The sequence below is a fragment of the Exiguobacterium sp. s57 genome, from assembly GCF_018617685.1.
Classification (GTDB): Bacteria; Bacillota; Bacilli; order Exiguobacteriales; family Exiguobacteriaceae; genus Exiguobacterium; species Exiguobacterium marinum.
The window spans coordinates 94,704-120,995 of sequence record NZ_JACSKR010000004.1 but is presented as its reverse complement, the minus strand read 5'-3'; the positions used below and the strand labels follow the sequence as shown (position 1 = coordinate 120,995).

Sequence of the window (26,292 nt, the reverse complement as noted above, 5' to 3'; positions counted from 1 at the left end):
TGAAGGAGACATCCGCTATGACGAAACGAATAAATGATTGGGGGTTTCTCATTGTCGTCGCCATCATCATCCTGTTGCTTGTGCTCGGTCAGTTGCAGATTTTCATCTAATCTTCACGGACATTCCTTCACAAACTGTAGTATGATGACGTTGTAAGCACTTACACTAAAACTGATAGGAAAGGATGAAGTTCACTATGTCAGAACGTATTTTCATCAGTCCGGCTAAGTATGTGCAAGGGAAACAAACGATCGATCGCATCGGAGAGTTTGTCACTCACTTCGGTTCAAACGCTTTACTCATAGCGGATGATATCGTGTGGGATTTAGTAGGCGAACGCGTGACACAGTCTCTGCAGTCGAGTGATATCAAGGCGACAAAAGCAGATTTTGTCGGAGAAGCATCAAAGCATGAGATTACTCGCATCGCCACAGACGCTAAAGAGAACGGTACAGCGTTCGTTATCGGCCTTGGTGGCGGCAAGACGCTCGATACGGCAAAAGCGGTCGCAGATGAATTGGATGCCCGCATCGTCATTGTACCGACCATCGCCTCTACAGATGCGCCGACAAGCGCATTGTCGGTCATTTATACAGATGAAGGTAATTTCGAAAGCTATCGTTTTTATAAAAAGAATCCAGATCTCGTTTTAGTGGATACCGAATTGATCGCACAGGCGCCGCCTCGCTTCTTAGCGTCAGGTATTGCCGATGCATTGGCTACGTGGGTCGAAGTGCGAAGCGTCCTTACATTTGGAGGCAAGACGATGGCCGGTGGTGTCCCGACGCTTGCAGCGGAAGCGATTGCTGAACGATGTGAAGAAGTTCTGTTCACGTACGGCATTCAGGCGTATGAGGCCGTCAAGGCAAAAGTTGTGACGCCTGCGCTCGAAGCCATCGTTGAAGCCAATACACTATTAAGCGGTCTCGGCTTTGAAAGCGGTGGCTTGGCTGCGGCCCACGCTATTCACAATGGATTCACCGCGTTAGAAGGAGACATCCACCATTTGACGCACGGTGAAAAAGTTGCTTTCGGAACACTCGTACAACTCGCACTCGAAGGGCGTCCTCAAGAAGAATTCGAGCAATATGTTGCCTTTTATATGGCGCTCGACTTACCGGTCACACTCGAAGATATTAAATTAAAGGATGCCTCTCGAGAAGATATCTTGAAAGTCGGGAAGGCCGCCACGGCAGAAGGCGAAACGATTCATAGCGGTTTCGATGTCACGCCTGAAGAAGTTGCAGACGCGATCATCGCGGCTGATCGCTACGCCCGTCTTTATCAAGAGCGTTTATGAAAACAGCGAGAGGAAGCTCACACGGCTTCTTCTCGCTGTTTTTTGTTTAGGAAGAATGATAAGAGAATTCCGACTCCCATACAGCCGACTGTCAGAAAAAAGAACGTCAGCTGGTTCATGTAAATGATATTTGTGAATTGATTCCATCCTTCTGCGTACGACTCATTGGCTGACAAACGAATCCCTTCTCGAAGAGACACCGCCTGAGAGTGATTCGTCATCCAAGCGATGGCGGCCATGATGAAACTTCCGATTGCTAACCCAATCTTTCCAATCGGTCGGACGGATGCGACGACTCGATGCGTCAAACGGATGGTGACCCAGATGAACAATAAAAGAAACGGCCATCCGATCAAGAGAGCAATCCAGTACAGGTTCCCTTCACTCGGTGTCTCCGAATAAGGGGTCGTCATCACTTCGCCGAGCTTAAAGATTCCAAACGTGATCAACGTCACGATAAACCATGCCTTTATTAACTTTTCCATCTCAACACCTCGTCCTTAGTATAGCAAAAACACCGTATGCGTCTGCATACAGTGTTTAGTCTTTCGGTCGGATGGCATAATAAATCAAGATGACAAGCCACGTCCAAACTCCTGTGAAAATCCCGATAATTCCGATGATGAAAAAACCTAACGGAATCATCGATTTCGTTCGATTGTAGTCCTTCCACATATTCGATAGCCCTTTAATATTAAAGTATAAAAAGGCAAAGAACAGGACGAGCAATAACAGTGGTAATCCAAATAAGACTTCCATTCGCTCACTCCTTTCTACGATTTCATTCGTTATGTTTATTGTATCTGATTTGGTACCTCGTTTCATCGGACCCAAGCTGTATCCTTATCCGACCTAAAGATGGATAAAAGATGCTCAGTCCATCAAGAAAACGGGAAAAGGAACATCATCTAACTCATGAGGAGGCGTTTCGCCATGAAGTCCCTGCGTATTTTGATCATTTGTCTGCTCCTGTTTCAGACGTCGCCGGTGACAGCGGCATCATCGTCCCCACAACCAGGCTATACAATCAAAACAACCTATTTATACGGTCGGGCGATGCAATCTTCTCCCGTACTAAAGACGTTACGAACGAATGTCCCTGTTCGTTACACCACTTATAACCGAAGCTGGTCGAACGTCTACATCGGAAATACGAAATACTTCACTCCATCTGCCAACTTAAGAGCCGGTATACCTAAAATGCCTTCTGCCGATCGTTTACGACTCGTCAACAAAAAATATGGTCTCCCGTCCACTTATCGTTCCCCACAACTTGTCACCTTAACCGTCCCAACTGTTTATCAAAAAGGAAGCGAACGTACATTGATGACAGCGGAAGCCGCTTACGCGCTAGCGAAACTGTATTACGCAGGTCGAAAGCAAGGTCATACGTTATACGCCCTTAGCGCCTACCGATCTTACTCGACCCAAAAATCGCTCTATGCCTATTATATCAATACCCGCGGAGTCGCATACGCTTCAAAATATGTGGCACGTCCCGGTCACAGTGAACATCAAACCGGTCTAGCGGTTGATATGACGAGTCAACGGATGCGTCTAGGGTTATATGCTTCCTTTGACCAATCGCCTGAAGGAAAGTGGATGATTCAAAACGCCCATCGATATGGATTCATTGTCCGCTATCCGAAAGGAAAAGAAAAAATTACCGGATACAATTACGAGCCTTGGCATTTGCGTTATGTCGGGGTCAATGAAGCGACGATGATGAAGCAGAAGAACTGGACGTTTGAAGAATGGTGGAACAAACGTTGAGTGAGCATCCTTTTTCAAGCATTTCCCCATTCAAGTTATAATGGAGTCATCTTATTCGTATAGGGGGAAATGTGTGATGTGGATTGTGATGAACAAACTAGATGTTGAAAAAGGAAAAGCCGATGCGGTCAAAGCACGCTTCGAAACGACAAAAGGAATCGAAGCGATGGATGGCTTTGTCCGGATGCAAGTGTTGACGGATACGTCCGATGTGGCGATGGATCATGTCGTCATCATGACCACATGGCGTGATGCGGCAAGCTTTGAGAACTGGCGCGACAGCAATGCCTACAAGCACGCCCATAAGAAACGAGATGACGGGACGTCGGAAGTAAAACCAATCGTCCTCGGCAATACTGTGACTCAATATGATGTCGCCATCGAGCATCTCGCATCAACGGAGAGCGTTCAATAAGTCTTGAGGACGAATGATGCCGAGTAGCGGTTCATCCGGACTACCCGTCTTCGTAATAAGAAGTGCGTCGTAGCGCGCACCTTCTTTCATTTGAGTGAAGCTGTGTTGCGCCTCGATGACCGTCGTGTCTTTTTGAATGAATCGATACCGATGCATATGCGGGTCGTGATGAAGCACATGTTTCACGCGAACTCCTTTGAGTGATAAGTTGGTTCCGTCGATGGTTTCGGCTAGCCAACTGGTCACTCCTTTTTTCGTCAACAAACCACGCCAAGAGCCGTTGGCGTGATATACAGGGAACTGTGAGTAATTCTTATCACGAATTTCTCGGAGCACTTCCGTCAAAAAATCTTCGGACTGAAACGTCACCACCGATTTCGCAAATAAAGGAATGACGAGACGGGGATGAAGCAGCTCCCGCTCCACTTCTAAAATCAATTCAACGAGCGACTCATGTGGCTCTGCGATAATAAAATCAGGTTCCCGCCGCTCATGGACGATGGCATTTCGCAGTTGACTCATTTGATGTAAATCTTCTTTATAGCGGTCGATGATTGGATTTTGTTTCGCAAGACGATTCACCATATTGCTAAAACTAAAATGCTTACCATTTCCCATTTCTCGACTCAAGTAGTCTTCAATACGGTGGTAAGACGCTAAAAAGTCTTCAGCACGACTCATGTAATCAACCTCCTTAACGATACATGTATACCCTCTTTTTCATCATTTGAGCAGGAAACCGTCGATTCACTCCGAATGACTTTAAGATTATCTTGATTATTGAGGTGATCTGTCATGGCTACTTCTGTACCATCAACACCTAAAGTTTCACCACCACCCACGTTTCCGGCGGGGTGACGGGAGGGATCCCCGTCGCAATTGGATAATCCCGTTTGCCGTCGCCTTTGGTGCTGTATTCGGGGTATACGCCTTTCAAACCATACTATAAAGGAGCGGCACATAAGGTGCTGCTCCTTTTTTATGCCGAGATGGCTTCCCTACGAAGCTGTACGAACAGATCTACAAATTCTGCGTCCCATTGCGTTCCACGCCCACTCTCTAAAATTGAGAGCGCCTTTTCAATCGGCATGCCTGAACGATATGGGCGGTCTGACGTCATCGCGTCATACGCATCGGCAATGGCCATGATTCTTCCAAACAGCGGAATATTCTCTTCGCTTAAGCGATCCGGATACCCTTTCCCGTCGATTCGCTCATGATGTGACCGAACGCCGGCCAAAATTGGCTGAAGTGATGTGGGTAAATGAATTTGACTCAAAATATGAATCCCGATTATCGGATGTTCCTGAATTATTGAAAACTCTTCGTCTGTCAATTTCCCTTCCTTCAACAATACATCATCGCGAATCCCGATTTTCCCGATATCATGAAGAAGTGCCGACTTATTGAGTAAATCGATTTGGGTACTCGACAAACTAAGTGCACGGGCAAGCTCGACCGAGTACATCGCTACACGCTCCGAGTGTCCTGCTGTGTAAGGGTCACGTGCATCGAGTGTTGCCGCAAATAAAATGAAGAGACTATCTAAAAGTTGCGCGTTTTCCTGTTCCCGCTTATTTACTGTCTCTACCATTTGATTGAATCCACCAATCAATCGGGCGAACTCATCTAAGTACGGATTCTCGATTTTTTGAAGTTGTCCCGACTCCATTTGTTCGATACCTGATGTCAAAAATCCGATGGGGCGTTTGATATTGTCATACAACAAGAAACTGCACAAAACTGCAATTCCAATGATGATTATGAGAATAATGAATGCCCAATTCCAGTACGTATCTATCCGTGTCGATGTCGAAAGTTGTACACTTGAAGCCAACATAAATAATAGGATGGGAAAGACACCCGTAATGAGCATGCTAATCAATAATTTTGTTCGCACACTGAACGACTGATATGTTGTTTGGACCGGTTGGCGATACAACTCATAGTGTCTCTCTTTCATATACACAAGTAATGGCTCGACTGACCGAACCGTTAAAAAATATTCAATCAACGCATGGAGCACGGCAATCATCACGGCACCGATTGCGGCTAAACCAATCAAACGATAGGGTAAATTAATCCAATCATTATAGATGCAAACAGTCGTTACGCCGATAGCCGGGATGGATAGTCCAAACAAATGAGGACCGAGAATCCGCTGTATCGTCAAAATCGGAAATCGGCTCGCCTGATCAAACGCTGATGTCAATTCGTCCATTGTCGAGGACTCGGTCGTAAAGAACTGTCGAATCGGTCGAATATGGCGACGATATAAGAGTAGTTCAGACGTAATCATGACCATCCCTGAACCTAACATGATGGTCAGAAGTAATAACATCTCTTGCCTTGATAATTCAAGCGTCTGAAAAATAAAGATGCCCCCTACACCAAAAACGGCCAACCCTGAGCCAATCACATAGTTTACAATAAGTGTCCGTTGAAATCGTTCGAACATTCCCCTCACCTCTGTACTCTTTTTCTTCTATCACTGACACTCTTTTCTTTTACTATCGACCGGACTCTTTCTAAATTGAACACAAAAACGGACCTCCACATGGGAGATCCGCTAAAAGATAAATTATGGGCGTAATGGACCATCGTTGTCATCAAGAGAGCGATTGTCTTGGTCTGGAGTGATATTTTCATGGAACGGATTCGATTCCGGTCCGTCAACATGATCATCCTTTGATTCAGAAACATCTCGCTTCATCTCTTGCTTCGATTGTTCCGCTTCACGTTTCGACTGCTCAACACCCTGTTTTGCTTGGCGTTTCGCATCTTCCGCTTCGCGGCTCATCTGCTCTTTTTCCTGCTCAAGTCCTTCTTTCGAGACTTCTGTTTCATCGATACGTTGCTCGGCCTTTTTCAAGTAGCGTGCCGCCGTTTCGCGACCGCCAAGACCGAATGCAAGACCGAAAGCGAGAGCAACGGCTCCAAGAATAAGAAGGAAGGCCGTATTGACAATCATCGGCGCAATGCCGAGCTGACTGATTGCCATGAAGAAGACGAGTCCGAGAATCGCATACTTCGCCACATAGCGAAGCGCGCTCGGTTGTCCCGCTCTATCGACAAGGACACTTCCGACCAAGCGCTCTGCCATGTTAGCCAACCAGAAGCCGATTGCTAAGATGATGAGCGCTGCAATGACCATCGGCAAGTAAGCAAAGATGGCTGTTGCAAGGGACGCCATGAACTCAAGATTCGCGACTTGAAGCGCTTCCGATACGAAGAGTAAAATTACGATGACTTGTACGACCACACCAATCACTTGGGCAATCGACATCGAAGTCGCACGTTCCCCGAAGCCCATTTTTTGAGCCAGTGAATTGACGCCAAGGTTCTCAAGGAGCGATACGACGACACCTTTCAACCATTTCGCGACGAACACACCAACAAGGACGAGCACAATCGCAACGAGAATGTCTGGAATCATGACCAAGACATCATTGAGCATCGCAATCGCTGGTTCAGAGATTCCACGAATATCAAGCGCCTCAAGCGCTGAAATCGTCACAGGAATCATGATGAAGATAAAGACGATTGTACCGATTGCTTTCGCAAGACTCGATCCTTTTACATAATCAGAAAGATGGAATCGCTCTGCTAATCGATTTAATCCTGCTGCTTCTAGGAACTTCGTCAAAATGTCGCGTACAATTTTTGCGACCACATATCCGATTGCGAAGATGAGTGCCGCTGCGACAAGTTTCGGAATGAAGCCGAGGAAACTGTTCAACAAGTCTTCGAATGGTCCGCTGACCCCACGAAGTCCGAGTGCATCAAGTACAGCTGGTAACGCTAATAAGAGAACGAGATAGAAGACGATATTTGCGACCGTGTCTACCCATTTCGTTTGGTTGACACTGGTCGATTCTTGTCCCGTCTTTTCCATCAACTTGCTCAAATTCAAGCGATGTCCTGCCATTTGAATCCCTTTTTTCAGAAGGGTAGCGATGACCCAAGCAACTAGCAAGATCAAACCTGCTTTAATGACACCGATAATCAATCCTGAGAAGCCTTCATAAATCTGACTGAACGGCTCGGTAATTGCAGGAACGTTCATAAATTCAAAGATGATTAAGAACGCGAGAAGTAAGACCCCGAAAAACACCACTTTTGCGATAATGCGTTCAGGTGTCCACTTTTCTCCTTTCTCCCCATCTTTTTTAATTCCGGCCCGCTCATCGAGTCGTGCCTTTTTCAATACTTTTCGTGTCACATTTTCCAAAACTTTTGCCAAAATATACCCGACTACAAGAATAACAATTGCCAGCAAAAGTTCCGGTAACCATGACATGAACGAATCAAAGTTATACGTTGTATCGTTCATCAACAATTCCTCCTTTTTTGTATAAAATAATTGCAGTGTTACTTCTTACATACCTATATTTCAAAACCATCAAACCTCATGAAAAAGGCACTTCTTCCAGATGGCTCTTACGATTCAATGGAAATGGGTACTTAAGTAAGAAAGAAATCGTGTCAAATCACGCGATATATGATACGAATAACAAGAGAAGTCATTTTAGGAGGAATCGCTATGAATATCGCTTTAGTGGCTCACGACAAAAAGAAAGATGATTTAATCGTTCTCATCAAAACGTATGCACATATTCTAGAAAAGCATCAGTTGTTCGCGACCGGCACGACGGGTAAACGAATTGCCGAAGCGACCGGCTTACCTGTACATTGCTTCCGTTCCGGGCCGCTTGGAGGAGACCAAGAAATCGGAGCTGCTGTTGCTCGCGGTGAAATGGATATGATTATCTTCTTCAGAGACCCGCTGACCGCACAGCCTCATGAACCGGACGTGAGTGCGCTCATGCGTCTTTGTGACGTTTATTCCATTCCACTTTCGACGAATATGGGAGGAAGCGAGATTTTGATTCGAAGCATCGAACAAGGTGATTTCGAGTCGCTGAAGCTCTCTCACAATGACGAACCACCTGCCTGACGATGACAAACCAAGAAAGGAGAGGAATCTCCCTGGAACCAAATCTGATTCACGACCCAAACGTTCAACAGTTTTTCAACGAAGTGCGGAAGCGCCTGATTGAACTGGTTGAAGATGAGACGGAAGCTGACCGTCTTCTGCTTGCACTCGCCGGCTATATCCGTCATGCGGAGAAGAGCGGACAGTCGTTAGATAGTCTTTTAAATCAAGACCCTCACGAGTACGCCCGCTTCCTCATTGAACAACCCGAGACAAATGAAGAATATCGTCTTCGTTACCATGTGTTGATTGATGCTTCTGATGAATTAAAACCTCATGAAAAAGCCCAAGCAAACCGAGACTTCGATTGGACAGTCAATCAACTCGATGAAGCAAACCTTTCTTTAAAAGAGATTGAAGTGCGTGACCTGGCATTTCTCGCCTATACAAAAATCGAAGCACTCAAATCATCGCGCACCATTTGGAACCGTTTCGGCTGGTTACTCGGTATGATTTTGGCATTTGCTTACGCCAACTTACTGCTCGTCATCGATGATGTATTTAGTGGGCGCTTGTTCAGTGCCCCCGTGTCGACATATCCGGTCGATTATTTAGCCTTCTTGCTGCCTGTCCTCGTGACCGGTGCCATTTTCGGCATATTGACCCGCTTTCGTCACCATATTCAGACGCTTGGAAGACGCATCGCATTCGCATCCCTCATTGTCGTTGTCTATATCACGTCCATCTTTTTGATTCAACCGCTCTTAATCACACTCGGTTGGTCATTCGTCATTCAATTAAGCCCACTGTATGCGCTCATTTTATTAGCGATCAGTAGCTTCATGGCAATTTGGACATTGATTGAATTCGTATGGAAGAGCACACGCTGTTCACTCGGTGACGATTCGCTTATGCTTTATTACTAAATCTACGCCACTCCTACAAGGAGATGGCGTTTTTTGTTTCAATCGTGGATAGAACGGAAATTACTCCTATTGTGACGCTTGTTGGAGATTGTCGAATTTTTAAAGGGGGTATTCGATGTCAGATCGTAAAATGATTGGTCTGTTTCAGACGGAACAGGAAGTCATACACAAAGTAGAAGAGTTGAAGGCTGCAGGGGAAGCTGAAAAAAATATGCACGTCGTCGCCAAGCGAGACGGCGAAATCTCCGCGCTACGTGACCACACGGATGTGAACGCCGAATCCGGAGTTCGAGACGTGAATTGGCTCGATCGTGTTAAAGCATTCTTACACGGCAGTGACCGAATCCGTGATGAACTGCGTAACATGGGGCTCAATGACGCAGAGGCAGAGCAATACTATGATGCCATCGATGAAGGACAGATTTTACTCTATATCGATCGCCATTCGTATGACCGTTATCCAAATATGTATAAAAAAGATAGCGAACTCGATCATGACAAAGGAGAAAAGGCAGATGGGATTGCCTTTGATGCGAAACCATTCAATGATCATGACAAGAAACCAAAAGGAACAAAAGAGGACCCGATTGTACGCGGGCATTCTGGATTAGAAGATCACCGACGATTATAAGGAGGAACGATTATGAATGAGAAACGATTCATCAGTATGCACGATACACAAGACGCAGCACTTGGAAAAATTGAAGAGTTACGGGCAAAAGGATATGAAGACTCACACATTTACGTCGTGACGAAACATGAAGACAACGTGTCAATCTTGAGACGTGATACGGACGTTCATACAGAGTCGACTCATCAGGCGAGCTGGTTCGATAAAGTTCGGGCTTTCTTGAGTGGACATGAAGACGTTCATGCCGGTTTGCGTAACATGGGACTCAGTGAAGATGAGGTGAAACGTCACTATGACGATGTTGAAGCCGGAAAACTTCTCGTCTACGTGGATGAAGACTTTGAACGCCGTCACCAAGATGGTGTGACAGTCGACGCGAAACCGTATCAAGACGCATCGTCAACACATCTCGGTAGTCACACAGACGATGGTTTAGAAATCGACTCAAAACCATATCAAGAAACTCAAACCGTCGACCCGAGTCATCCGGTAGACCCTGAGCAAGATAAAATTGATAAAGAAACAAAGCAACGTGATCGTGAAGAAAAACTACGTGGGCTCGATGATCGTGCCTACCGTAATGATGTAGAAGATCCAGATAATATCCGACGCTTTTAATAAAAAAGCCTGACGCGTGCGCGTCAGGCTCAGCTTGTTGACGAACCAGGTCGCATCTTGCGACCTGGTTCGTCCTTTTTTGTGGTTCCCAGTTTCTTGAGGCGTTCTGCCCCCATAAAATTGAAGAAATGCTATGTAGACAGTCTTTTCTGGCCAACAGATTGGCCAGCTTCTTCATGTTTTGAGCGGTGATTGCCACCAGATTGGCGCGTTGGACCTTCTTGATCCCCCTGTAGAAGGTGAAACGGAGCCCGTGGAGCTCTTTCCCGTCGGCGATCGAGCGCTCGACCGTCTGTGGACGAAGCCGATAGGCCTGGCTGATCGTCGAATGGTCGGGCACCTTCTCGTCGATGACGGGTGGGATCGGTGTTTACCGTCCCTTTCCCCTTTTGGACCGATTCGAAGTATGTACCGGGCTTTTTCTTCGGCCATCGAGGCCTCAGAAAAAGACAAACGGCCGCCAGATGACGACCGTTTGCGTTGCTCGCCCGACGGCGCCCCGACTCCTGCAGGAAAGCAATCCGACGGAGACCCAGCAGCGACCTAAGTCGCGATGCGGCTCCGGGATTGCCTGCGGAAAGCGTGGGCGCCGGAAAGGCGAGCGATATTATTCATGTTAGTCAACAGCCTGAGCCTGACGCGTGCGCGTCAGGCTTTCTTACGTCAATCGATTCTTCGGTTCTTTCCCTTCGAGCACGTTCTCAATCGCTTCTCGATTCAATGCCATCATCGCCAGACGTGTCCGAATCGAGGCACTTCCGATATGCGGCAATGTTGTCACGTTCGGAAGCTTCAATAATGGATGATCAAGATCGATGGGCTCTTTAGTGAACACATCTAACCCTGCTCCCCAAATCTTCTTCGCCTTTAACGCTTCATACAATGCTTGTTCATCGATGATCTCTCCACGAGCCACATTGATGAAAATCGATGTTTCTTTCATCTTGGCAAACTCTTTAGCTCCGAGCATACCTCGTGTCTCGTCCGTGAGCGGTGCGAGAACGATGACGAAGTCAGATTGCTCCAACAGTTCATCGAGCTCTGCATACGTGAAACCGTACATCGACTCTGACTCATGACGACGTGTCCGGTTGTGATAGAGCACATCCATATCAAATCCTCTCGCCCGGCGTGCGACCGCTTCACCAATCCGTCCCATGCCGATAATGCCGAGCTTCGCTTGATAGAGATCCATCCCGACATATCCCATCGGAAGCCAAGACTTCCACTCGCCAGCACGTAAATCACGTTCGGCCTCACCGAGACGTCGGGCCGTCATCATCATCAGTCCAAACGTCAGGTCCGCTGTCGTTTCCGTCAAGACGTCCGGAGTATTCGTCACGATGACCCCGTTCTCTTTCGCTGCGTTCAAGTCGATATTGTTATATCCTACAGCCAAGTTTGAGACGACTTCCAAATTGTTTGCTGTTTCAAACACTTCACGATCAATTGTGTCACTAAGCATCGTCCACAGTGCATGTGCCGCTGCGGCTTCTTTCAGAAGAACTTCGCGTGGGACACTTTGTCCCTCATGTTCCCACATGCGTACGTCATAGTGGTCACGAAGTGTTTCGACTGCCTCTTCCGGCAGTCGGCGTGTAATATAGATTCGTTTTTTCAACTTTCTCCCCCTCTCTACACTTACTTGTAGTCTAACAAATGAGAGTCGTTATGACGGTTTATCCGTCTTCGGATTTTGTTTCAAGAACTGTTCGAACAGTGAGCCGAACTCTTGATTCAACAACTGCTCAATCGTTTTCGAAGAATCCATTGCGTTTCGATAAGCGATTTCATTGATGGCCAGACCAATTGCCCATGTGATGCCTGATGCGACGGTCGCGTTAATGACGCCGGCCGCCATATTCGCCCCAGGAAAAAATTTCATTACGTTTAACAGAAGAGTCTTCGATAACGTTCGCCCGATTTGTGGAATGATTGTGCTTCCGATGAGTGTCTTCAGTAAATCGTCACTCGCTTTCACACCCCAATAGCGGAATAAATGAACGCTCATTGTCACCTGGATAGGTGTCAACGCCACCGCATCTGCAAATGGAAGTGGTACTGCAGCAGCTGTTCCCGCGCTCGCCACATAACCTGAAATGATGCGATTCGCCTTTTTACGCTTTAGCTTAAGCATCTCCTCACTTTCTGCCTGAATTTCCATCAGGAGTCCTTCCTGCAAGGATGCATCTAACTGTTCGACCGACCAAACAATCAATCGCTCCCAATCTACATGTTGTCGCAACGCTTCGTTGTTTATGATTTCTCGGGCGATACTCACTTGGAAGATGGATTCCTCTACTACTATTCCATTCAGTTCATTTCGTAGTGCTGTCAGTTCATTCAGGTCTACTTGATCAATTTGAGTAAATAAGACAGCCACAGCCGTTGATTCACTTAGGCGACGAATGAGCGTTTGATCGAGAGGTGTGACGCGCTTCGTTGCGGCGTTGATGGTATACCACACGAGATGAATTCGATCAGACGCTTCCTTTCGTCTATTATTCTCCACAAAACCGATGACTTCTTCCTCGTAATGTTGCTGTCGCGCACTTCCGATTTCATACCCTTCGCTGTCAAACAAGGTGACCGCAATGTCATCATTTTTATATTGATGAATCCCTCTTGTGACCGGTTCTCCGGCAGCCACTTTCGTCAAATCACGTCCAAACACATAGTTCACGACCGAACTCTTTCCCGCTCCCGTCGCTCCAGCAATGAGGATATTTGGCTTTTTCACATTCCCACGCAGTCGTTCAAGTTCTGCCTTTAAATCATAATCCTTAAAATCAAACCGCTTCGTCGATTCCATTCTCATTTCCCCCTTTATGAGTTAAGCGTTTGTCCCAGCTGGCGCATCTCGCGCTCAAAACCACGTCGAATCTCTTCTTCAATCGTTTGTCTGACGGATGCGTATTGCTGCTCGATGGCTTTTTTAATGCCTCGTTCTGCCGTTCGACGCTTGAATGCCCAGTAAATGAAGTGCACTCCAGGAACCATACCGAGGACCATCTTTCGCACCGTCTTTCCGAACGAATAGTCAAATCCGAGTTCGACTCGCCTTGTCTTGAATAGTTGATTTTCCTGTTCACCGACTAACGGGTACCGTTGCATGAGTTGGATGTAATGACGTACCCCTTCTGCCATCGCATCTTCCGTTGTCAGGGCAGCCTGTTCGAGCGTTTTTTCTAAGTCTTTCTCGATGTTACGCGCTTTCCAGCTGATCATCGCTTGTGGCGTCAGCATGCGAATTTTTTCCGCCGAAGTGATGCTGCGTATTCGCCAATCCTCTAACTCTTCCACCAAATGATTCGTTAGATTGATTGGAAGCTTTCGTTCGATGTCTCTCCAAAGGTTCGTCCGATTACGCTTCCACACCTCTTCATATCCGCTCACCGGGATGCGCTTTCCCGTCAGTAACGTTTTCTCGACACTGTTCACCCGGATGATGTTCTCTTCTTCAATCGGAAGTTCACGCAACAACACTTGTTCCATCGCCGAGGCTTTCTGTACACTCATCGGATCTTCTTCATTGAAGTTGGTTAAAATAAGAGTGACGTTGCTACCTCGTGCATATAGCGGTTTTAAAATCGACTCGAGCTCGTATGCCTCGACTCGTCCCGACTGTACCGACAGCAAGTAGTAAATCGTATGAAACCACTCTGCGATATCGAGCGCCCCTTCGCGCTCATGAACGATAGATAATATTGCTTGGTGCCACTCCTCGGAACGGTCTGCCTCAAGCCCCCATGTATCAAAGAACCGAAACAAGATGCCCCGCTCTAAGTCGTAATACTCGTACTCATGAAGTCCTTCTGAGGTGACCGGACTTCCGGCCCTAGATTCAGCGACGTCGTGTCCGTATATATAGTTAATGAACGCACTCTTTCCAACGCCGGTCTTTCCGGCAATCAAAATATTCGAGACGAGCCCTGTCCGATCCATACGCTACCTCCCCATACGTTGTATAGTTCAATTATACCGAACGGACCGATTTCAAACGTCCATCGAAAGGATGATTCTCATGCTTCACCATGTCGAACTGTACGTATCCAACCTAAATGATAGTGTACGTGCTTGGGAATGGCTTCTATGTGACCAACTCGGATACACGCTCTATCAATCATGGCCGGAAGGTCGAAGCTATCGTTTCGGCGATACATATCTCGTATTCGTACAGACGGAAGAAGACCATCTCACTCCGTCCTATCACCGAAAAAAGACCGGTCTCAATCATTTGGCGTTTCATGCTAACTCGCTCACACAACTAGAAGATATTCGTCAACAGCTGACGTCACACGGCTTCCAAGAGCTTTACGGAGACCGCTTTCCCCATGCAGGTGGTCCGAACTATACAGCGCTGTTTTTCGAAGACCTAGATCGCATCAAAGTTGAACTCGTGGCAACGATGTGAACGGTTTCGTGAGAACTTATTGAAAGTTTGTGAAAACAATTGCAAACTATACGTCGACCTCCTAGACTGAAAGGGTCTAAAGGAGGTCTTCTTATGGAAAAGCAAGTCATCGATTATATGGAAGAAGCCGCATTTAAAAAATCATCGTTGCTTCAGCATTCATTTTCTAAATATGTGTTACGGTCGATTATCGCCGGATTTTTAATTGGCATTGGAGTTGTCTTCTCATTCACAGTCGGAAACATGTTCATCGATGTCCCCGGAACGATGCTCATTGCCGGTGCTAGTTTCTCGGTGGCACTCGTCTTCATCGTTTGGATGGGTGGAGAACTATTTACGAGTAATACGATGTATCTCTACACAGGGGCAAAACGGGGACGTGTCGCTTGGTTAGACTTAGCGAAAATATGGGGAATCAGTTGGATCGGTAACTTGATTGGCGCCGTCATTTTATCTCTTCTCGTCATCGGAGCTCACAGTATGGGCGAGGTAACGGGTGATCATTTGCTCGCTGTCGTCGCGGCGAAAAAAATCGGCGGAGATGCCCTTGCGATTTTCCTAAAAGGGATTTTGTGTAACATTCTCGTTTGTCTGGCTATCTTTATGCCACTAAAAACAAATAATGACGTCGCAAAAATCATGCTAACGATGATTCCAGTCGTCGTATTTTTTGCTGCCGGGTTCGAACACTCGATTGCGAACATGGGTGTCTTCGCACTTGCGCTTCACTATGTGCCGTCAGAACTCATCAACTTCAGTGGCGCCCTTTACAATCTATTCTTCGCCACACTCGGTAACATTGTCGGGGGTGCGTTGTTCGTGGCCGGAAGTTACTTGTATTTAAATAAAACTGAAATGGAACAAGCCGTCAAGCCAATCCGTCAACGTGCATAAAAAGACAGGGACCCCAATTAGCAGGGTCCCTGTTTGTTGCGTGATGCATTATGATTTTGAAGCGTCAGCAGCGGCTGTTTGAACAGAACCTTGTGCCACCTCGTCTTCTTCGACGTCCCAGCACTCTGTGTTTTCGATACCGAGTTTACGAGCTGAGAAGCGTGGGTTGAGACCTTGAGCACGTTGCTCTTCGTAGTCTTTAAGAACTTTGAAGGCAACACCACCAAGCAATGTGATGGCTGTGATGTTGATCAATGTCATTCCTGCCATGAAGAGATCAGCGAGGCTCCAAACGAATCCGAGGCTCGCAACCGCTCCGATGAAGACGAATGCCATTGTCGCAAGACGGAATCCAAGGACTGCACCTTTACTCTTCTTGATGAATTCGATGTTCGTTTCACCGTAGTAGTAGCTTCCTGCAATCGAGCTGAATGCGAACAAGAAGACACTGATGGCGATAAATGCCGGGGCGAGTGCTCCGATTTGTTCAGTCAAAGCATTTTGAAGGAGGACAATCCCTTCACCATTCCCTGAAGCGTAGCTATCTGAGAGAAGAATGATGGCTGCAGTTGCTGTACAAACAATCAACGTATCCAAGAATACACCGAGTGATTGAAGGAAACCTTGCTTCGCAGGGTGTGATACTTCAGCTGCTGCTGCAGCGTTCGGTGCAGAACCCATACCAGCTTCGTTCGAGAAGAGTCCACGACGAACACCCATAGAAATCGCGGCACCGATTGAACCGCCGACTGCTTCGTCTAAACCGAATGCACTTTGGAAGATCATCGCGAAGACGGCTGGGAGTTCAGCAAAGTTGACAACAACAACGTAGAGCGCGATTACAAGGTACAACACGGCCATGACCGGTACGACGATTGCCGAGAAGTTAGCGACACGTTGTACTCCACCGAAGATGACGAGACCAGTAAGAACAACCAAGATTGCTCCACCGATGACTGCATCGACACCGAATGCGTTATCGAATGCTGCAGCGATCGTGTTCGATTGAACAGAGTTGAAGATGAGGCCAAATGTGACGGCGATGAGAACCGCAAATACGATTCCTAGTGCACGGTTATTCAAACCTTTTTCGATGTAGTACGCTGGGCCACCGCGATAAGCGACATCGTCTTTCACTTTGTATACTTGAGCCAATGTACTTTCAATCATGGCTGTGGCGCCACCGAGAAGGGCGACGATCCACATCCAGAAGACCGCTCCCGGTCCACCGAGTGTGACGGCTACCGTGACCCCTGCAAGGTTACCTGTACCGATTCGAGTCGCAGCACCGATAAAAAATGATTTCATTGGTGTGATACTCTTGCCATCTTTTGATGGTGTCACGTCCGACTTATCCGTGACCGCACGGAACATTTCTTTTAAGTACCGGAACTGCATAAATCGTGTTTTGACTGTGAAATAAATCCCGGCTCCAACGAGTACGGCGATCAATACGTACGACCATAAGATGTTGTTCAAAAAGTCGACGCTTCCTTGTAGCAAACCTTGAATCGCTTCCATGAATAAGTCCTCCCTGTTGTGTGAATCTAAAGTTGAGATTTTTTATGATATCTTAGTTCTGAATTATACAAAGATTCTGAAAATTATCAACAATTTTTTTATAGGTTACTTCACTGTTTTTTCACATCAATGAATCATGATTCCTTATACAAACTCATTTAAAGCGCTTACAATAATAATGTTTAGAAATATTAAATCATGATTGTTTTTGATGACCATGAAACGAATATTCAAAAAAACAGCCACTCTTTTCGAGTAGCTGTCGTCTTAAATACCAGTACGTTTCTTCTGGTTATTTGGTTTTTTCGTCAATTGACTCGTTAATGGTTTTTGTTTCGTACCATGTAAACCTGTCGGAACCTTTGTCTGGTTCTGTTTCTTTTCTGCTAGCTTTTGTTTCATCGCCTCTTGAAAAGATAGTTTTTTCTCACTCATCTTACTCACCTCCAGCTTCGATCACTTTCACACGACCGACCTGTCCATCGCTCAAACGCACTTTGATTCCGTGCGGATGACGTGGCGAGTTCGTCAATATATCCTGAACGACGCCTTTCGTCAGCTTTCCGCTTCGTTGATCTTGTTTCAAAACGATTTGGACATGGAGCCCTGGGCGAATGTCAGCACGTTTCGTTCCATCCATACCCGACACCCCTTTCCATTTAGTCAATCTCTATCATATGCTCTTTTCCCGTATTTGTCACAGTCTATTCCATATACCGATTTGTCGCATCGTTTCCGTCATGTAACTTTGATCGGTCTGTAGTGTCTTCTCGGGAAGCGGATGATGGAATTGCAAGCTGACTCCTCGATGCGAAAAGATGACGTTGATGATCGTATTTCCATCGATATCATGGAGCGTCGCCGTTCCTTGAAGGGAATGGAAGGCCGAGGCGAACGCCTCTCCAAAATCGAGATACGTTGTCACAGTGGTTACAACACGTTGCTCATCCATCATCAAGTTTACTTGTTCGCGGCTCGCGCTTATGATGACGACTCGTGCGACCTCGTTCCCATTTGAAAATTCAATCGTATGCATCCTCATCTCACCTCACATTCAATAGAGGTACCCTCCTCAGAAGGTACCTCTCTATCATAAACGATATAGACGGGCTGCGAATGGTCGCAACATAAATGTCTCGGTCTCAATCGCTTCCGGATCAATTTCATTCGTCATGACGAGCGTAGCGCCCGCTATTTCTGGAATTGTCACTTCTGCCGGGTTGGCAGTCAAGTTGACGACCACGAAAAATCGATTGTTCTCAAATGAACGTTCATAGACGAAGGCTTGCTTGTGCTCTGGCAAGACGTCACGATAACGACCATACGTAAACGTCTCTTCGGCTCGGCGAAGTCGAATCATCTCCTTGTAGAATGATAGGATTGAGTGTTGATCGTGTTGCTGCGCCTCGACGTTGAGCGTCTCATACTCTTCATGAATCGGCATCCATGGTGTTTTCGTCGAGAAACCAGCATGGGGCGACGCATCCCATTGAATCGGCGTTCGCACGTTGTCACGTGAGGTCCCCCATACTTGTTGCATCGAATCGATTTCACTCATCCCGTTCGCAATCCGTTCGAAATACTCATTTTTTGTCGCGACATCATCATAGTCATGAATGGACGGGAGCGGCACGTTCTTCATCCCAATCTCTTGTCCTTGATAGATGAATGGTGTGCCGTGCATAAAGAAATACATCATTCCAAGAGCCGTGGCACTCTCACGCCAGTAATGTTGCTCATCCCCAACGAGCGAGACCGCTCGCACCATATCATGATTTTCAATGTATAGTGCGTTCCAACCGGTTTCGAGTAAACCTTGTTGCCATTTATTGAAGATTCGTTTCAACTCAAAGACATCGAGCGGGGCAAGACGTGACCGTCGCATAATATCGACATGGTCAAAATGAAACGCCATATTCATCGCGCCATTTTCCGGTCCCATCCAAAGATCCGCTGCTTCCGGTTCAATCCCGTTCGTTTCACCAACGGTCATAATATCGTATTTCGAGAAAGTCTCCCGCTTCATCTCTTGAAGGTAGTCATGGATTCCATCGATATTCGAATACATCGAGAACGCCGTGACGACCGGTTTGCCGTCCGGAGATGGAAGCATCGTCCCCGTCGGCATCTTTTTAATGTGACTGATTGCATCGACACGGAATCCGTCGACGCCTTTATCGAGCCACCAATTGATCATATCGTAAACAGCCGTTCGTACTTCACGATTCTCCCAGTTCAAATCAGGTTGCTTCTTCGAGAAGACGTGTAAGTAATATTGATCAGTCTCTGTATCGTATTCCCAGGCAGAGCCGCCAAAGATACTCGCCCAGTTGCTCGGTGGTGCACCTTCTTTACCATCTCGCCAAATGTACCAATCCCGTTTCGGATTGTCTTTCGAACTTTTCGACTCTAGGAACCATGGATGTTCGTCCGACGTATGGTTGACGACGAGGTCGAGCAACAGCTTCATCCCACGCGCATGTACAGCCTTTAGCAAGGCGTCGAAATCTTCCATCGTCCCGAACTCTTCCATAATATCTTGGTAATCACTAATATCGTATCCGTTGTCATCGTTCGGCGATTTATACATCGGACAAATCCAGATGACATCAATCCCAAGGTCTTCTAAGTAATCAAGCTTTTCAATGATTCCACGAAGGTCTCCAATCCCATCCCCGTTCGAATCTTTGAAACTTCGTGGATAGATTTGATAGGCAATCGCCTCTTTCCACCATACACGACTTATTTTTGTTTGTTTCGTTTGGCTGAACAACGTCTCCATACGGCACCGTGCCTCCTACAATAAGGTATGATTCACATCTACCATAGCACTAGTGCAAGCGTTTGCAAAGAATCAGTCCATAAAAAAATGCAGTTTTTACACTGCATTTTGATGATGCGCCCCCACCTGTTCACAGAAAGTCGTAATCAGCTTCGACAAATGCTTCCAATCATGGTCCATCGTCGCGACGTGATACGAGTTTGGAAGCACTGCATATTCCTTTTTACCTTGCAGCTGATCAAACAACCAGATGGAGTCGGCTGGCGGAACGACATTGTCGACAGCTGAATGAATGACATATGTCGGCACATCCACCGATCCGACGTGTGGTCTCACCTTATCGATCAATGAAAGTAATTCCCGGATTGCCCTTGTCGGAACGCGGTCATAGACGATCTCATACACATTTTCTGCCAAGATATCCGGAGCGTCCTCATCGATGAATCGACACTCGGTATCAGACGCATGACACGCATAGCCAGGTACGGACAGTGCGGCATTGATTGTCACGATTGCGTCTGCTTTTCCTTCGAGAGCTGCTTTGAGTGCTAGTGTTCCCCCCATTGACTGACCGACGACAACGACAGTCTGACACGACTCGCGTAACCGTTCAATTCCTTCGATCACACTTCTATACCAACATCGATATGTCGAACATCGAAAGTCTTCCGGGTCTGTCCCATGCCCTTTCAAACGTGGTGCGTAAACAGTAAACCCTTGCTTCATCAGTTCAATTCCGACATCTTGTACACTTTGAGGCGTCCCATTAAAGCCGTGACAAAGCAAAATTCCAATCTCGTTTCCTTCATAATAAAATGCGCCTGCTCCAGGAATGACTGAGTAGTTGATTACTTCCATTACTTCCTCCTTATAATTCTCACTTAACCGATATAATTAATTTGTATTAGAGAATTGTAAAAGTTATCGATGTAATCGTCAAGTTCTTCAAATTCCATTTACCCTGTCATCAAAATGTAATCATAACTTCGTATTTAGTAGATTGAGTTCTGGCGTCTGCTTGGTTATGTTTAACATGTAGTTAAAAACTTGGGAAATGAACGTGTTAATTTTGACAATACACGAATATTTTTCAAGAAATTCGTCACAAGAGAAGTAATGTAAGCGCTATCAAGTCGTTTTTTTTCGAAAAGGGGGACTAATATTAACCATTAATTAACGACACGAATTGGGGAAATCGGATTAGACCATTATATCTAAGGGAGACTTACACATGGGGAAACCAACACAATCATTTAAGACAGTCACTGGCCTCGCCTTATCAGCAGGACTCATCGCCAGTAGCATGACGCCGATCGCGGCAAACGTACACGCCGAGACGTTGAACGCTTCAGACCTCTTCATTTCAGAATATGTTGAAGGATCAAGTAATAACAAGGCAATCGAGTTATTTAACGGAACGAACGCGACAATTGACCTTTCTGCTTACAAGATTGAATTGTATTCAAACGGAGGCACGACTGCCGGAAACACATTGAATTTAACAGGCACACTCGCACCGGGAGCTACATATGTCATCGTGAACGGCAGTGCATCGGACGCGTTGAAAGAAAAATCGAACACGGTGAGCGCCGTGACGAACTTCAATGGGGATGACACAATCATCTTGAAAAAAGGAGACACTATTCTCGATGTCTTTGGTCAACTCGGTTTCGATCCGGGGACAAAATGGGGAACGATCGTTGCGACTGCCGATCAGTCGCTCATTCGTAAAGATACGGTGACGCGTGGAGACAGTGAAGGCAGCGACACGTTCGACCCGTCTATCGAATGGATATCGACACCACAAGACACGTTCGATAACCTCGGGTTACATACGTTCCAAGGTGTCGAGTACGGAGATGGTGGCACGACTGAACCGCCTGCACCAATCACACCGATTTCAATTGCTGACGCGCGGACAAAAGCAGAAAACGAGACGGTCACGGTAAAAGGAATCGTCACGGCTAAATTAGCAAACACGATCTCCATCCAAGACGCGACGGGAGGTCTGTCTATCCGTCCAACGTCACTTGCGGTCAATGTCGGGGATGAAGTTGTCGTCACAGGGGTCGTCGGTTCATATCGTGAACTACTTCAATTGAACAGTGCCGTCGTCGTCTCCAAACAGGAATCGACGCTTCCTGTTGCACAAGTAGTGACAGGTGAACAAATCAACGAAAACGTCGAATCAGAACTCGTCACCGTCAAAAATGTCACGCTCACAGGTAGCGGTCAGAACTTGACGGCAACAGATGGGACAAAAGAGTTCATCGTTCGTGACGAGCGAAGCATCCTCGACTTGCAGATAGACGTGAACTATTCATCGATTACAGGAATCGTCCAGCAATTTGATAACATGTACCAAATCATCCCTCGTGACCCAGCAGATACAGTCATCGATACGTCTGTTCTTCGCCCTGCCGTCGCAAAACCAGGTGCCGGTACGTTCGTCGGACCACAAGACGTCACGCTCTCGACAACGACAGCAGACGCCGAGATTTTCTATACGCTCGACGGATCTGATCCGAAAGAGAATGGTCTTCGTTACGAAAATCCAATCCGCATCGAAAACTCGATGACATTGAAGACGGTCGTGAAAACGGAAGATGCGTTCAGTGCCATCTCGACATTCTCTTACAAGATTACAGACAAAATTCGCATTCACGACATCCAAGGTGCGAACCATACGGCTCCGATGAACGGACAGACGGTTGAAGGTATCGAAGGGATCGTCACGTCTACTTTCGTCTCAAGCGGAACGACCTACTACTTCATTCAAACTCCTGACACGGAAGCCGATAATGATGCACGCACATCTGAAGGGATTGTCCTTTACGGCGGACGTTCAATTGCTGGTATTCAAGTCGGTGACCTCGTTAAAGTGAACGGAAAAGTGAGCGAGTACGCGATTGAAGGATACAGCGACCGTCAACAGACAGATATGAAGATGACACAAATCGATACGCGTAACGGAAAAGTTGAAGTTCTCGAGAGCGGTGTAACACTTCCTACCCCGATCACGATTGACGCTTCAAATCTCCCGACCGAGTATATCGACAGTGATAACCTCGCCGTCTTCAACCCGGAGAAGGACGCAATCGATTTCTGGGAGAGCCTTGAAGGGATGCGCGTTCAAACGAACAATTTGAAGTCGGTCGGACCGCAGGAGTACGGTGATTTGGTGACTGTTCTCGAAGATACGCCAACGGAGACATACAATGGCGGCGTCTTATTGAAAAAGAACGACGCGAACCCAGAACGCATTCAGTTCCGTCTCGAACCGAACGCTGAAGCACGTGACTTTGATGTCGCGACAGGCGACCGTTTCAACGGACCAATTGTCGGTGTCGTCGGCTATTCATTCGGTAACTATAAGATTCAAGCTTCACTTGAGGATATGAAGGCTACATTCGTCAAAGGGGATGCGCAGCGTGAGAAGACGTTCATCGAGGCAGAGGAAGATCAATTAACGATTGCATCGTATAACTTAGAAAACTTCTCGAACAACATCAAAGAAACATCAGATGAGAAGGCACTCAAATTGGCGAAAGCATTCGTCAATGAATTGAACAGCCCTGACATCATCGGCGTGACAGAAGTACAAGACAACGACGGACAGGACAAAGGGGCAGGTTCTGCCGCTGATCAAAGTTATCAACGCTTGATTGACAACATTGTTGCTGTCGGCGGGAAGACATACAAGTACGCAAACATCGACCCAGAGAACAACCAGGATGGTGGCGCACCGGATGCCAACATCCGCGTCGGCTTCTTATACGACCCTGAGCGCGTGTCATTGACTGACGGAATTCCTGCCGGTGATGCGACGACGGCAGTCGGATACGCTGACGGGAAATTGACGCACAACCCGGGACGGATCGACCCAACGAACGAAGCGTTCGATCGCTCACGTAAACCGTTGGCGGCTCAATTCGACTTCAAAGGCGAGAACGTCATCGTCATCGCGAACCACTGGAACTCAAAAGGCGGCGATACTGGGTTCTTCGGCTCACAACAGCCGGTCGTACTCGGAAGTGAAGTGCAACGTAAGAAAATTGCACAAGTCGTCCACAACTTCGTGTCGGACGTGAAGACGAAGAACCCAGAAGCAAACGTTGTTGCACTTGGAGACTTCAACGACTTCGAATTCTCGGATGCACTTCAAATCTTCAAAGGTGACTTAATGACGAACATGGTCGAGAAAGTCCCGGCTGTCGACCGTTACTCTTATGTGTATCAAGGGAATTCGCAAGTACTCGACCATATCCTCGTGTCGAACCGCTTAGCGAACTCTACGAAGATCGACATGATTCACGTCAACGCAGACTTCACAGAGATGTCAGGACGTGCGAGTGACCACGATCCAGTCCTTGCACAAATCGACTTCACACCGGAACCAGAAGTGGAATTGACGCGTTATACCGTGGAAAACCATAAAGCTGCACGTCTCGTCCTTCAAGAGGATTATATCGGTGTGACGATCGGAAAAGGTACAAACTTCAAAAATGGGATCTTCGTTCGTGGTATATACACGGAATTGACTGGTGACGCTTTAAAAAACGTCGTCGTTCAAGTGAAACCAAAAGAAGCTGGTGCCACTATCGACTTCAAAGGTGCAACAGTGAAGGAAGTCATCGTTGACGGGAAAAACCTTGCTGAGATTCATGGTGCGAAGAACGTCCAACGCATCACGTATACGAAAGGTGCCTCTCCTTCATCAATCATTATCAAGAAATGACATCTTGAACCGCAGACAAGATACATTGTCTGCGGTTTTTTAGGTTTTGCCTTTTCTGAAGCGGGGATAAAAAGGAAGATGCTGAATCGTGGAGGAGAAATTATGGAACTGTATAACGGAGAACTGTATTGGCCGACGACCGAATCAGATGACGTCGTGTTGCAAAAACCTGAGAAAAAAGAGCATTATGACGTGCTCGTCGTCGGTGCCGGTATGTCCGGCACATTGACGGCCTATACGTTACAACAGGATGGTGTGGATTTTGCGGTGATTGATGCACGCAAAGTCGGGACAGGAAGCACATCAGCAAATACCGGGTTGATTCAATATTCAAATGACATCATGTTGCATGAACTCGCAGAAAAAATTGGAGAGGAAGCAGCCGTACGATTCTATCAACTGTGTCTCGATGCGGTCGAATCGCTCGACCAGGTGGCAAAAGATGTCGGTGCATCCGATATATATATTCGACGGGACAGTCTTTGTTTTGCGAGTGATGAGACCGATGTTGCCAAATTGAAACGTGAGTATGAAATGCTGTCAAAACACGGTTTTGACGTGGAATGGTTGGATCGTGAGGCACTACGCGAACGCTTCCCATTCGAAAAACCGGCGGCCCTCATCACGAAAGGCGATGCCGAGGTCAATCCGCTCACGCTAAGCCGTCAAATCATCCGCCATTTATCAAAACAACAAGTCCCGATTTTTGAAGAAACGTCGGTGGATGAGGTCGTGTCCGACGGTGACGGATGGGTCGTTTTCACTTCAAACGGGACATTCAAAGCAAATAAAGTCATTTTTGCGACGGGTTATGGGCCTGCCCCCCTACTCGATTCCCATCGGATCGATTTGAATCGGTCATACGCCATCGCCACGAATCCGATCGCTGAGTTCAGTGAATGGGAAGGACGTGCCCTCATTTGGGAGACGAAACGCCCGTATCTCTATTTACGTACGACTCCCGATGGTCGGATTATCGCAGGTGGACTCGACGAAGACAAAGCAGAGACGCCTCACGACGAGACGCTCATGAATGATCGGGCAGAACGGGTGAAAGAAAAAATAGCCGAGCTCTTCCCGATGTATGACCTTGAAATCGATTATGCCTGGGTCGCCTTGTTCGGAGAATCAGTGGACCAACTCCCGTTCATCGGAGAGCACCCGAATCAACCGAACTTGTTTTACTTACTTGGATATGGGGGAAATGGGACGGTGTACAGCATGCTCGGCTCTCGTATTTTAAGTGCCCTCGTTCGCGGTCAGTCGCATCCCGATGCGGACCTCGTTCGTCTAGATCGAACATAATCCCCGACATCTCGGGGATTGTTACATATTGAAGGAGTG

At 46.9% G+C, this 26,292-nt stretch carries 25 protein-coding genes and 1 pseudogene; 11 read left to right on the top strand and 15 right to left on the bottom strand.

What is annotated here, in order from left to right:
• Positions 1-196 precede the first annotated feature (196 nt).
• The gene (locus tag KNO98_RS10780; RefSeq protein WP_026824638.1) at positions 197-1,300 is read left to right on the top strand and encodes a glycerol dehydrogenase; all 1,104 of its coding nucleotides are present in this window, start codon (positions 197-199) and stop codon (positions 1,298-1,300) included.
• Between the two features lie 17 nt (positions 1,301-1,317).
• On the opposite strand, the gene KNO98_RS10775 is transcribed toward KNO98_RS10780, so the two are convergent.
• A complete protein-coding gene (locus tag KNO98_RS10775; RefSeq protein WP_026824639.1) occupies positions 1,318-1,785 on the bottom strand; it encodes a hypothetical protein in 468 nt (155 codons plus the stop codon).
• 55 nt (positions 1,786-1,840) lie between these two features.
• Complete coding sequence (locus tag KNO98_RS10770; protein WP_026824640.1) at positions 1,841-2,059, bottom strand: hypothetical protein; 219 nt, start codon at positions 2,057-2,059, stop codon at positions 1,841-1,843.
• Between the two features lie 174 nt (positions 2,060-2,233).
• On the opposite strand from KNO98_RS10770, the gene KNO98_RS10765 reads away from it, so the two are divergent.
• Both KNO98_RS10765 and KNO98_RS10760 read left to right on the top strand, forming a co-directional pair.
• Positions 2,234-3,073 carry a M15 family metallopeptidase gene (locus KNO98_RS10765; RefSeq protein ID WP_214700855.1) on the top strand — a complete coding sequence of 280 codons (840 nt, stop codon included), beginning with the start codon at positions 2,234-2,236 and terminating at the stop codon, positions 3,071-3,073.
• A gap of 76 nt (positions 3,074-3,149) precedes the next feature.
• The gene (locus KNO98_RS10760; protein ID WP_214700854.1) at positions 3,150-3,488 is read left to right on the top strand and encodes an antibiotic biosynthesis monooxygenase; all 339 of its coding nucleotides are present in this window, start codon (positions 3,150-3,152) and stop codon (positions 3,486-3,488) included.
• Here the strand turns inward: KNO98_RS10760 and KNO98_RS10755 are convergent.
• The 3 genes from KNO98_RS10755 to KNO98_RS10745 all read right to left on the bottom strand — a co-directional run bounded on the left by KNO98_RS10755 (position 3,468) and on the right by KNO98_RS10745 (position 7,821).
• Positions 3,468-4,169, bottom strand: coding sequence for a CBS domain-containing protein (locus KNO98_RS10755; protein WP_214700853.1), 702 nt, complete (start codon positions 4,167-4,169; stop codon positions 3,468-3,470). The two genes, KNO98_RS10760 and KNO98_RS10755, sit on opposite strands and share 21 nt — an antisense overlap.
• Positions 4,170-4,467: 298 nt before the next feature.
• The gene (locus tag KNO98_RS10750) at positions 4,468-5,946 is read right to left on the bottom strand and encodes an HD-GYP domain-containing protein (RefSeq protein WP_214700851.1); all 1,479 of its coding nucleotides are present in this window, start codon (positions 5,944-5,946) and stop codon (positions 4,468-4,470) included.
• A 123-nt stretch (positions 5,947-6,069) separates the two neighbouring features.
• Complete coding sequence (locus KNO98_RS10745) at positions 6,070-7,821, bottom strand: mechanosensitive ion channel (RefSeq protein ID WP_214700850.1); 1,752 nt, start codon at positions 7,819-7,821, stop codon at positions 6,070-6,072.
• 210 nt (positions 7,822-8,031) lie between these two features.
• On the opposite strand from KNO98_RS10745, the gene KNO98_RS10740 reads away from it, so the two are divergent.
• The 4 genes from KNO98_RS10740 (at position 8,032) to KNO98_RS10725 (ending at position 10,599) form a co-directional block, all read left to right on the top strand.
• Positions 8,032-8,445 carry a methylglyoxal synthase gene (locus KNO98_RS10740; RefSeq protein ID WP_026824646.1) on the top strand — a complete coding sequence of 138 codons (414 nt, stop codon included), beginning with the start codon at positions 8,032-8,034 and terminating at the stop codon, positions 8,443-8,445.
• Between the two features lie 2 nt (positions 8,446-8,447).
• Positions 8,448-9,350 (top strand): hypothetical protein, encoded by a 903-nt coding sequence (locus KNO98_RS10735; RefSeq protein ID WP_251129487.1) that lies wholly within the window; start codon positions 8,448-8,450, stop codon positions 9,348-9,350.
• Positions 9,351-9,465: 115 nt separating this feature from the next.
• Complete coding sequence (locus KNO98_RS10730; RefSeq protein ID WP_026824648.1) at positions 9,466-9,981, top strand: YflT domain-containing protein; 516 nt, start codon at positions 9,466-9,468, stop codon at positions 9,979-9,981.
• A 12-nt stretch (positions 9,982-9,993) separates the two neighbouring features.
• Positions 9,994-10,599, top strand: coding sequence for a YflT domain-containing protein (locus tag KNO98_RS10725; RefSeq protein WP_026824649.1), 606 nt, complete (start codon positions 9,994-9,996; stop codon positions 10,597-10,599).
• A gap of 223 nt (positions 10,600-10,822) precedes the next feature.
• On the opposite strand, the pseudogene KNO98_RS14835 reads toward KNO98_RS10725, so the two are convergent.
• From KNO98_RS14835 to KNO98_RS10705, 4 genes and pseudogenes are all read right to left on the bottom strand, one after another.
• Positions 10,823-10,939, bottom strand: a pseudogene (locus KNO98_RS14835) (hypothetical protein); the annotation flags it as partial.
• Positions 10,940-11,257: 318 nt separating this feature from the next.
• Positions 11,258-12,220, bottom strand: coding sequence for a 2-hydroxyacid dehydrogenase (locus KNO98_RS10715; protein ID WP_214700849.1), 963 nt, complete (start codon positions 12,218-12,220; stop codon positions 11,258-11,260).
• Positions 12,221-12,268: 48 nt separating this feature from the next.
• Entirely contained in the window at positions 12,269-13,411 is a 1,143-nt protein-coding gene (locus KNO98_RS10710; protein ID WP_214700848.1) for a YcjF family protein, read from the bottom strand.
• Between the two features lie 14 nt (positions 13,412-13,425).
• The gene (locus KNO98_RS10705; protein WP_214700847.1) at positions 13,426-14,544 is read right to left on the bottom strand and encodes a GTPase; all 1,119 of its coding nucleotides are present in this window, start codon (positions 14,542-14,544) and stop codon (positions 13,426-13,428) included.
• A 79-nt stretch (positions 14,545-14,623) separates the two neighbouring features.
• Here KNO98_RS10705 and KNO98_RS10700 point away from each other — a divergent pair, with 79 nt between their 5' ends.
• Both KNO98_RS10700 and KNO98_RS10695 read left to right on the top strand, forming a co-directional pair.
• The gene (locus KNO98_RS10700; protein ID WP_214700846.1) at positions 14,624-15,013 is read left to right on the top strand and encodes a VOC family protein; all 390 of its coding nucleotides are present in this window, start codon (positions 14,624-14,626) and stop codon (positions 15,011-15,013) included.
• A gap of 93 nt (positions 15,014-15,106) precedes the next feature.
• On the top strand, positions 15,107-15,907 hold the full coding sequence (locus KNO98_RS10695) for a formate/nitrite transporter family protein (protein WP_026824654.1): 801 nt from the start codon (positions 15,107-15,109) through the stop codon (positions 15,905-15,907).
• A gap of 48 nt (positions 15,908-15,955) precedes the next feature.
• Here the strand turns inward: KNO98_RS10695 and KNO98_RS10690 are convergent, their stop codons facing one another.
• From KNO98_RS10690 to KNO98_RS10665, 6 genes are all read right to left on the bottom strand, one after another.
• Positions 15,956-17,428 (bottom strand): alanine/glycine:cation symporter family protein, encoded by a 1,473-nt coding sequence (locus tag KNO98_RS10690; RefSeq protein ID WP_214700845.1) that lies wholly within the window; start codon positions 17,426-17,428, stop codon positions 15,956-15,958.
• A 267-nt stretch (positions 17,429-17,695) separates the two neighbouring features.
• On the bottom strand, positions 17,696-17,863 hold the full coding sequence (locus KNO98_RS10685) for a hypothetical protein (protein ID WP_015880321.1): 168 nt from the start codon (positions 17,861-17,863) through the stop codon (positions 17,696-17,698).
• Between the two features lies 1 nt (position 17,864).
• Positions 17,865-18,068: a YwbE family protein gene (locus tag KNO98_RS10680; protein ID WP_015880320.1), complete on the bottom strand. Its 204-nt coding sequence runs from the start codon at positions 18,066-18,068 to the stop codon at positions 17,865-17,867.
• A 57-nt stretch (positions 18,069-18,125) separates the two neighbouring features.
• The gene (locus KNO98_RS10675) at positions 18,126-18,464 is read right to left on the bottom strand and encodes a hypothetical protein (protein ID WP_214700843.1); all 339 of its coding nucleotides are present in this window, start codon (positions 18,462-18,464) and stop codon (positions 18,126-18,128) included.
• 54 nt (positions 18,465-18,518) lie between these two features.
• Positions 18,519-20,174, bottom strand: coding sequence for a glycoside hydrolase family 13 protein (locus tag KNO98_RS10670; RefSeq protein ID WP_214700991.1), 1,656 nt, complete (start codon positions 20,172-20,174; stop codon positions 18,519-18,521).
• A 132-nt stretch (positions 20,175-20,306) separates the two neighbouring features.
• Positions 20,307-21,068: an alpha/beta hydrolase gene (locus tag KNO98_RS10665; protein WP_214700841.1), complete on the bottom strand. Its 762-nt coding sequence runs from the start codon at positions 21,066-21,068 to the stop codon at positions 20,307-20,309.
• A gap of 373 nt (positions 21,069-21,441) precedes the next feature.
• Between KNO98_RS10665 and KNO98_RS10660 the strand changes: the two genes are divergently transcribed.
• Together KNO98_RS10660 and KNO98_RS10655 are read left to right on the top strand one after the other, a co-directional pair.
• Positions 21,442-24,948, top strand: coding sequence for a lamin tail domain-containing protein (locus KNO98_RS10660; protein WP_214700840.1), 3,507 nt, complete (start codon positions 21,442-21,444; stop codon positions 24,946-24,948).
• A 102-nt stretch (positions 24,949-25,050) separates the two neighbouring features.
• Entirely contained in the window at positions 25,051-26,253 is a 1,203-nt protein-coding gene (locus KNO98_RS10655; RefSeq protein WP_214700839.1) for an NAD(P)/FAD-dependent oxidoreductase, read from the top strand.
• The last annotated feature ends 39 nt before the right edge of the window (positions 26,254-26,292 follow it).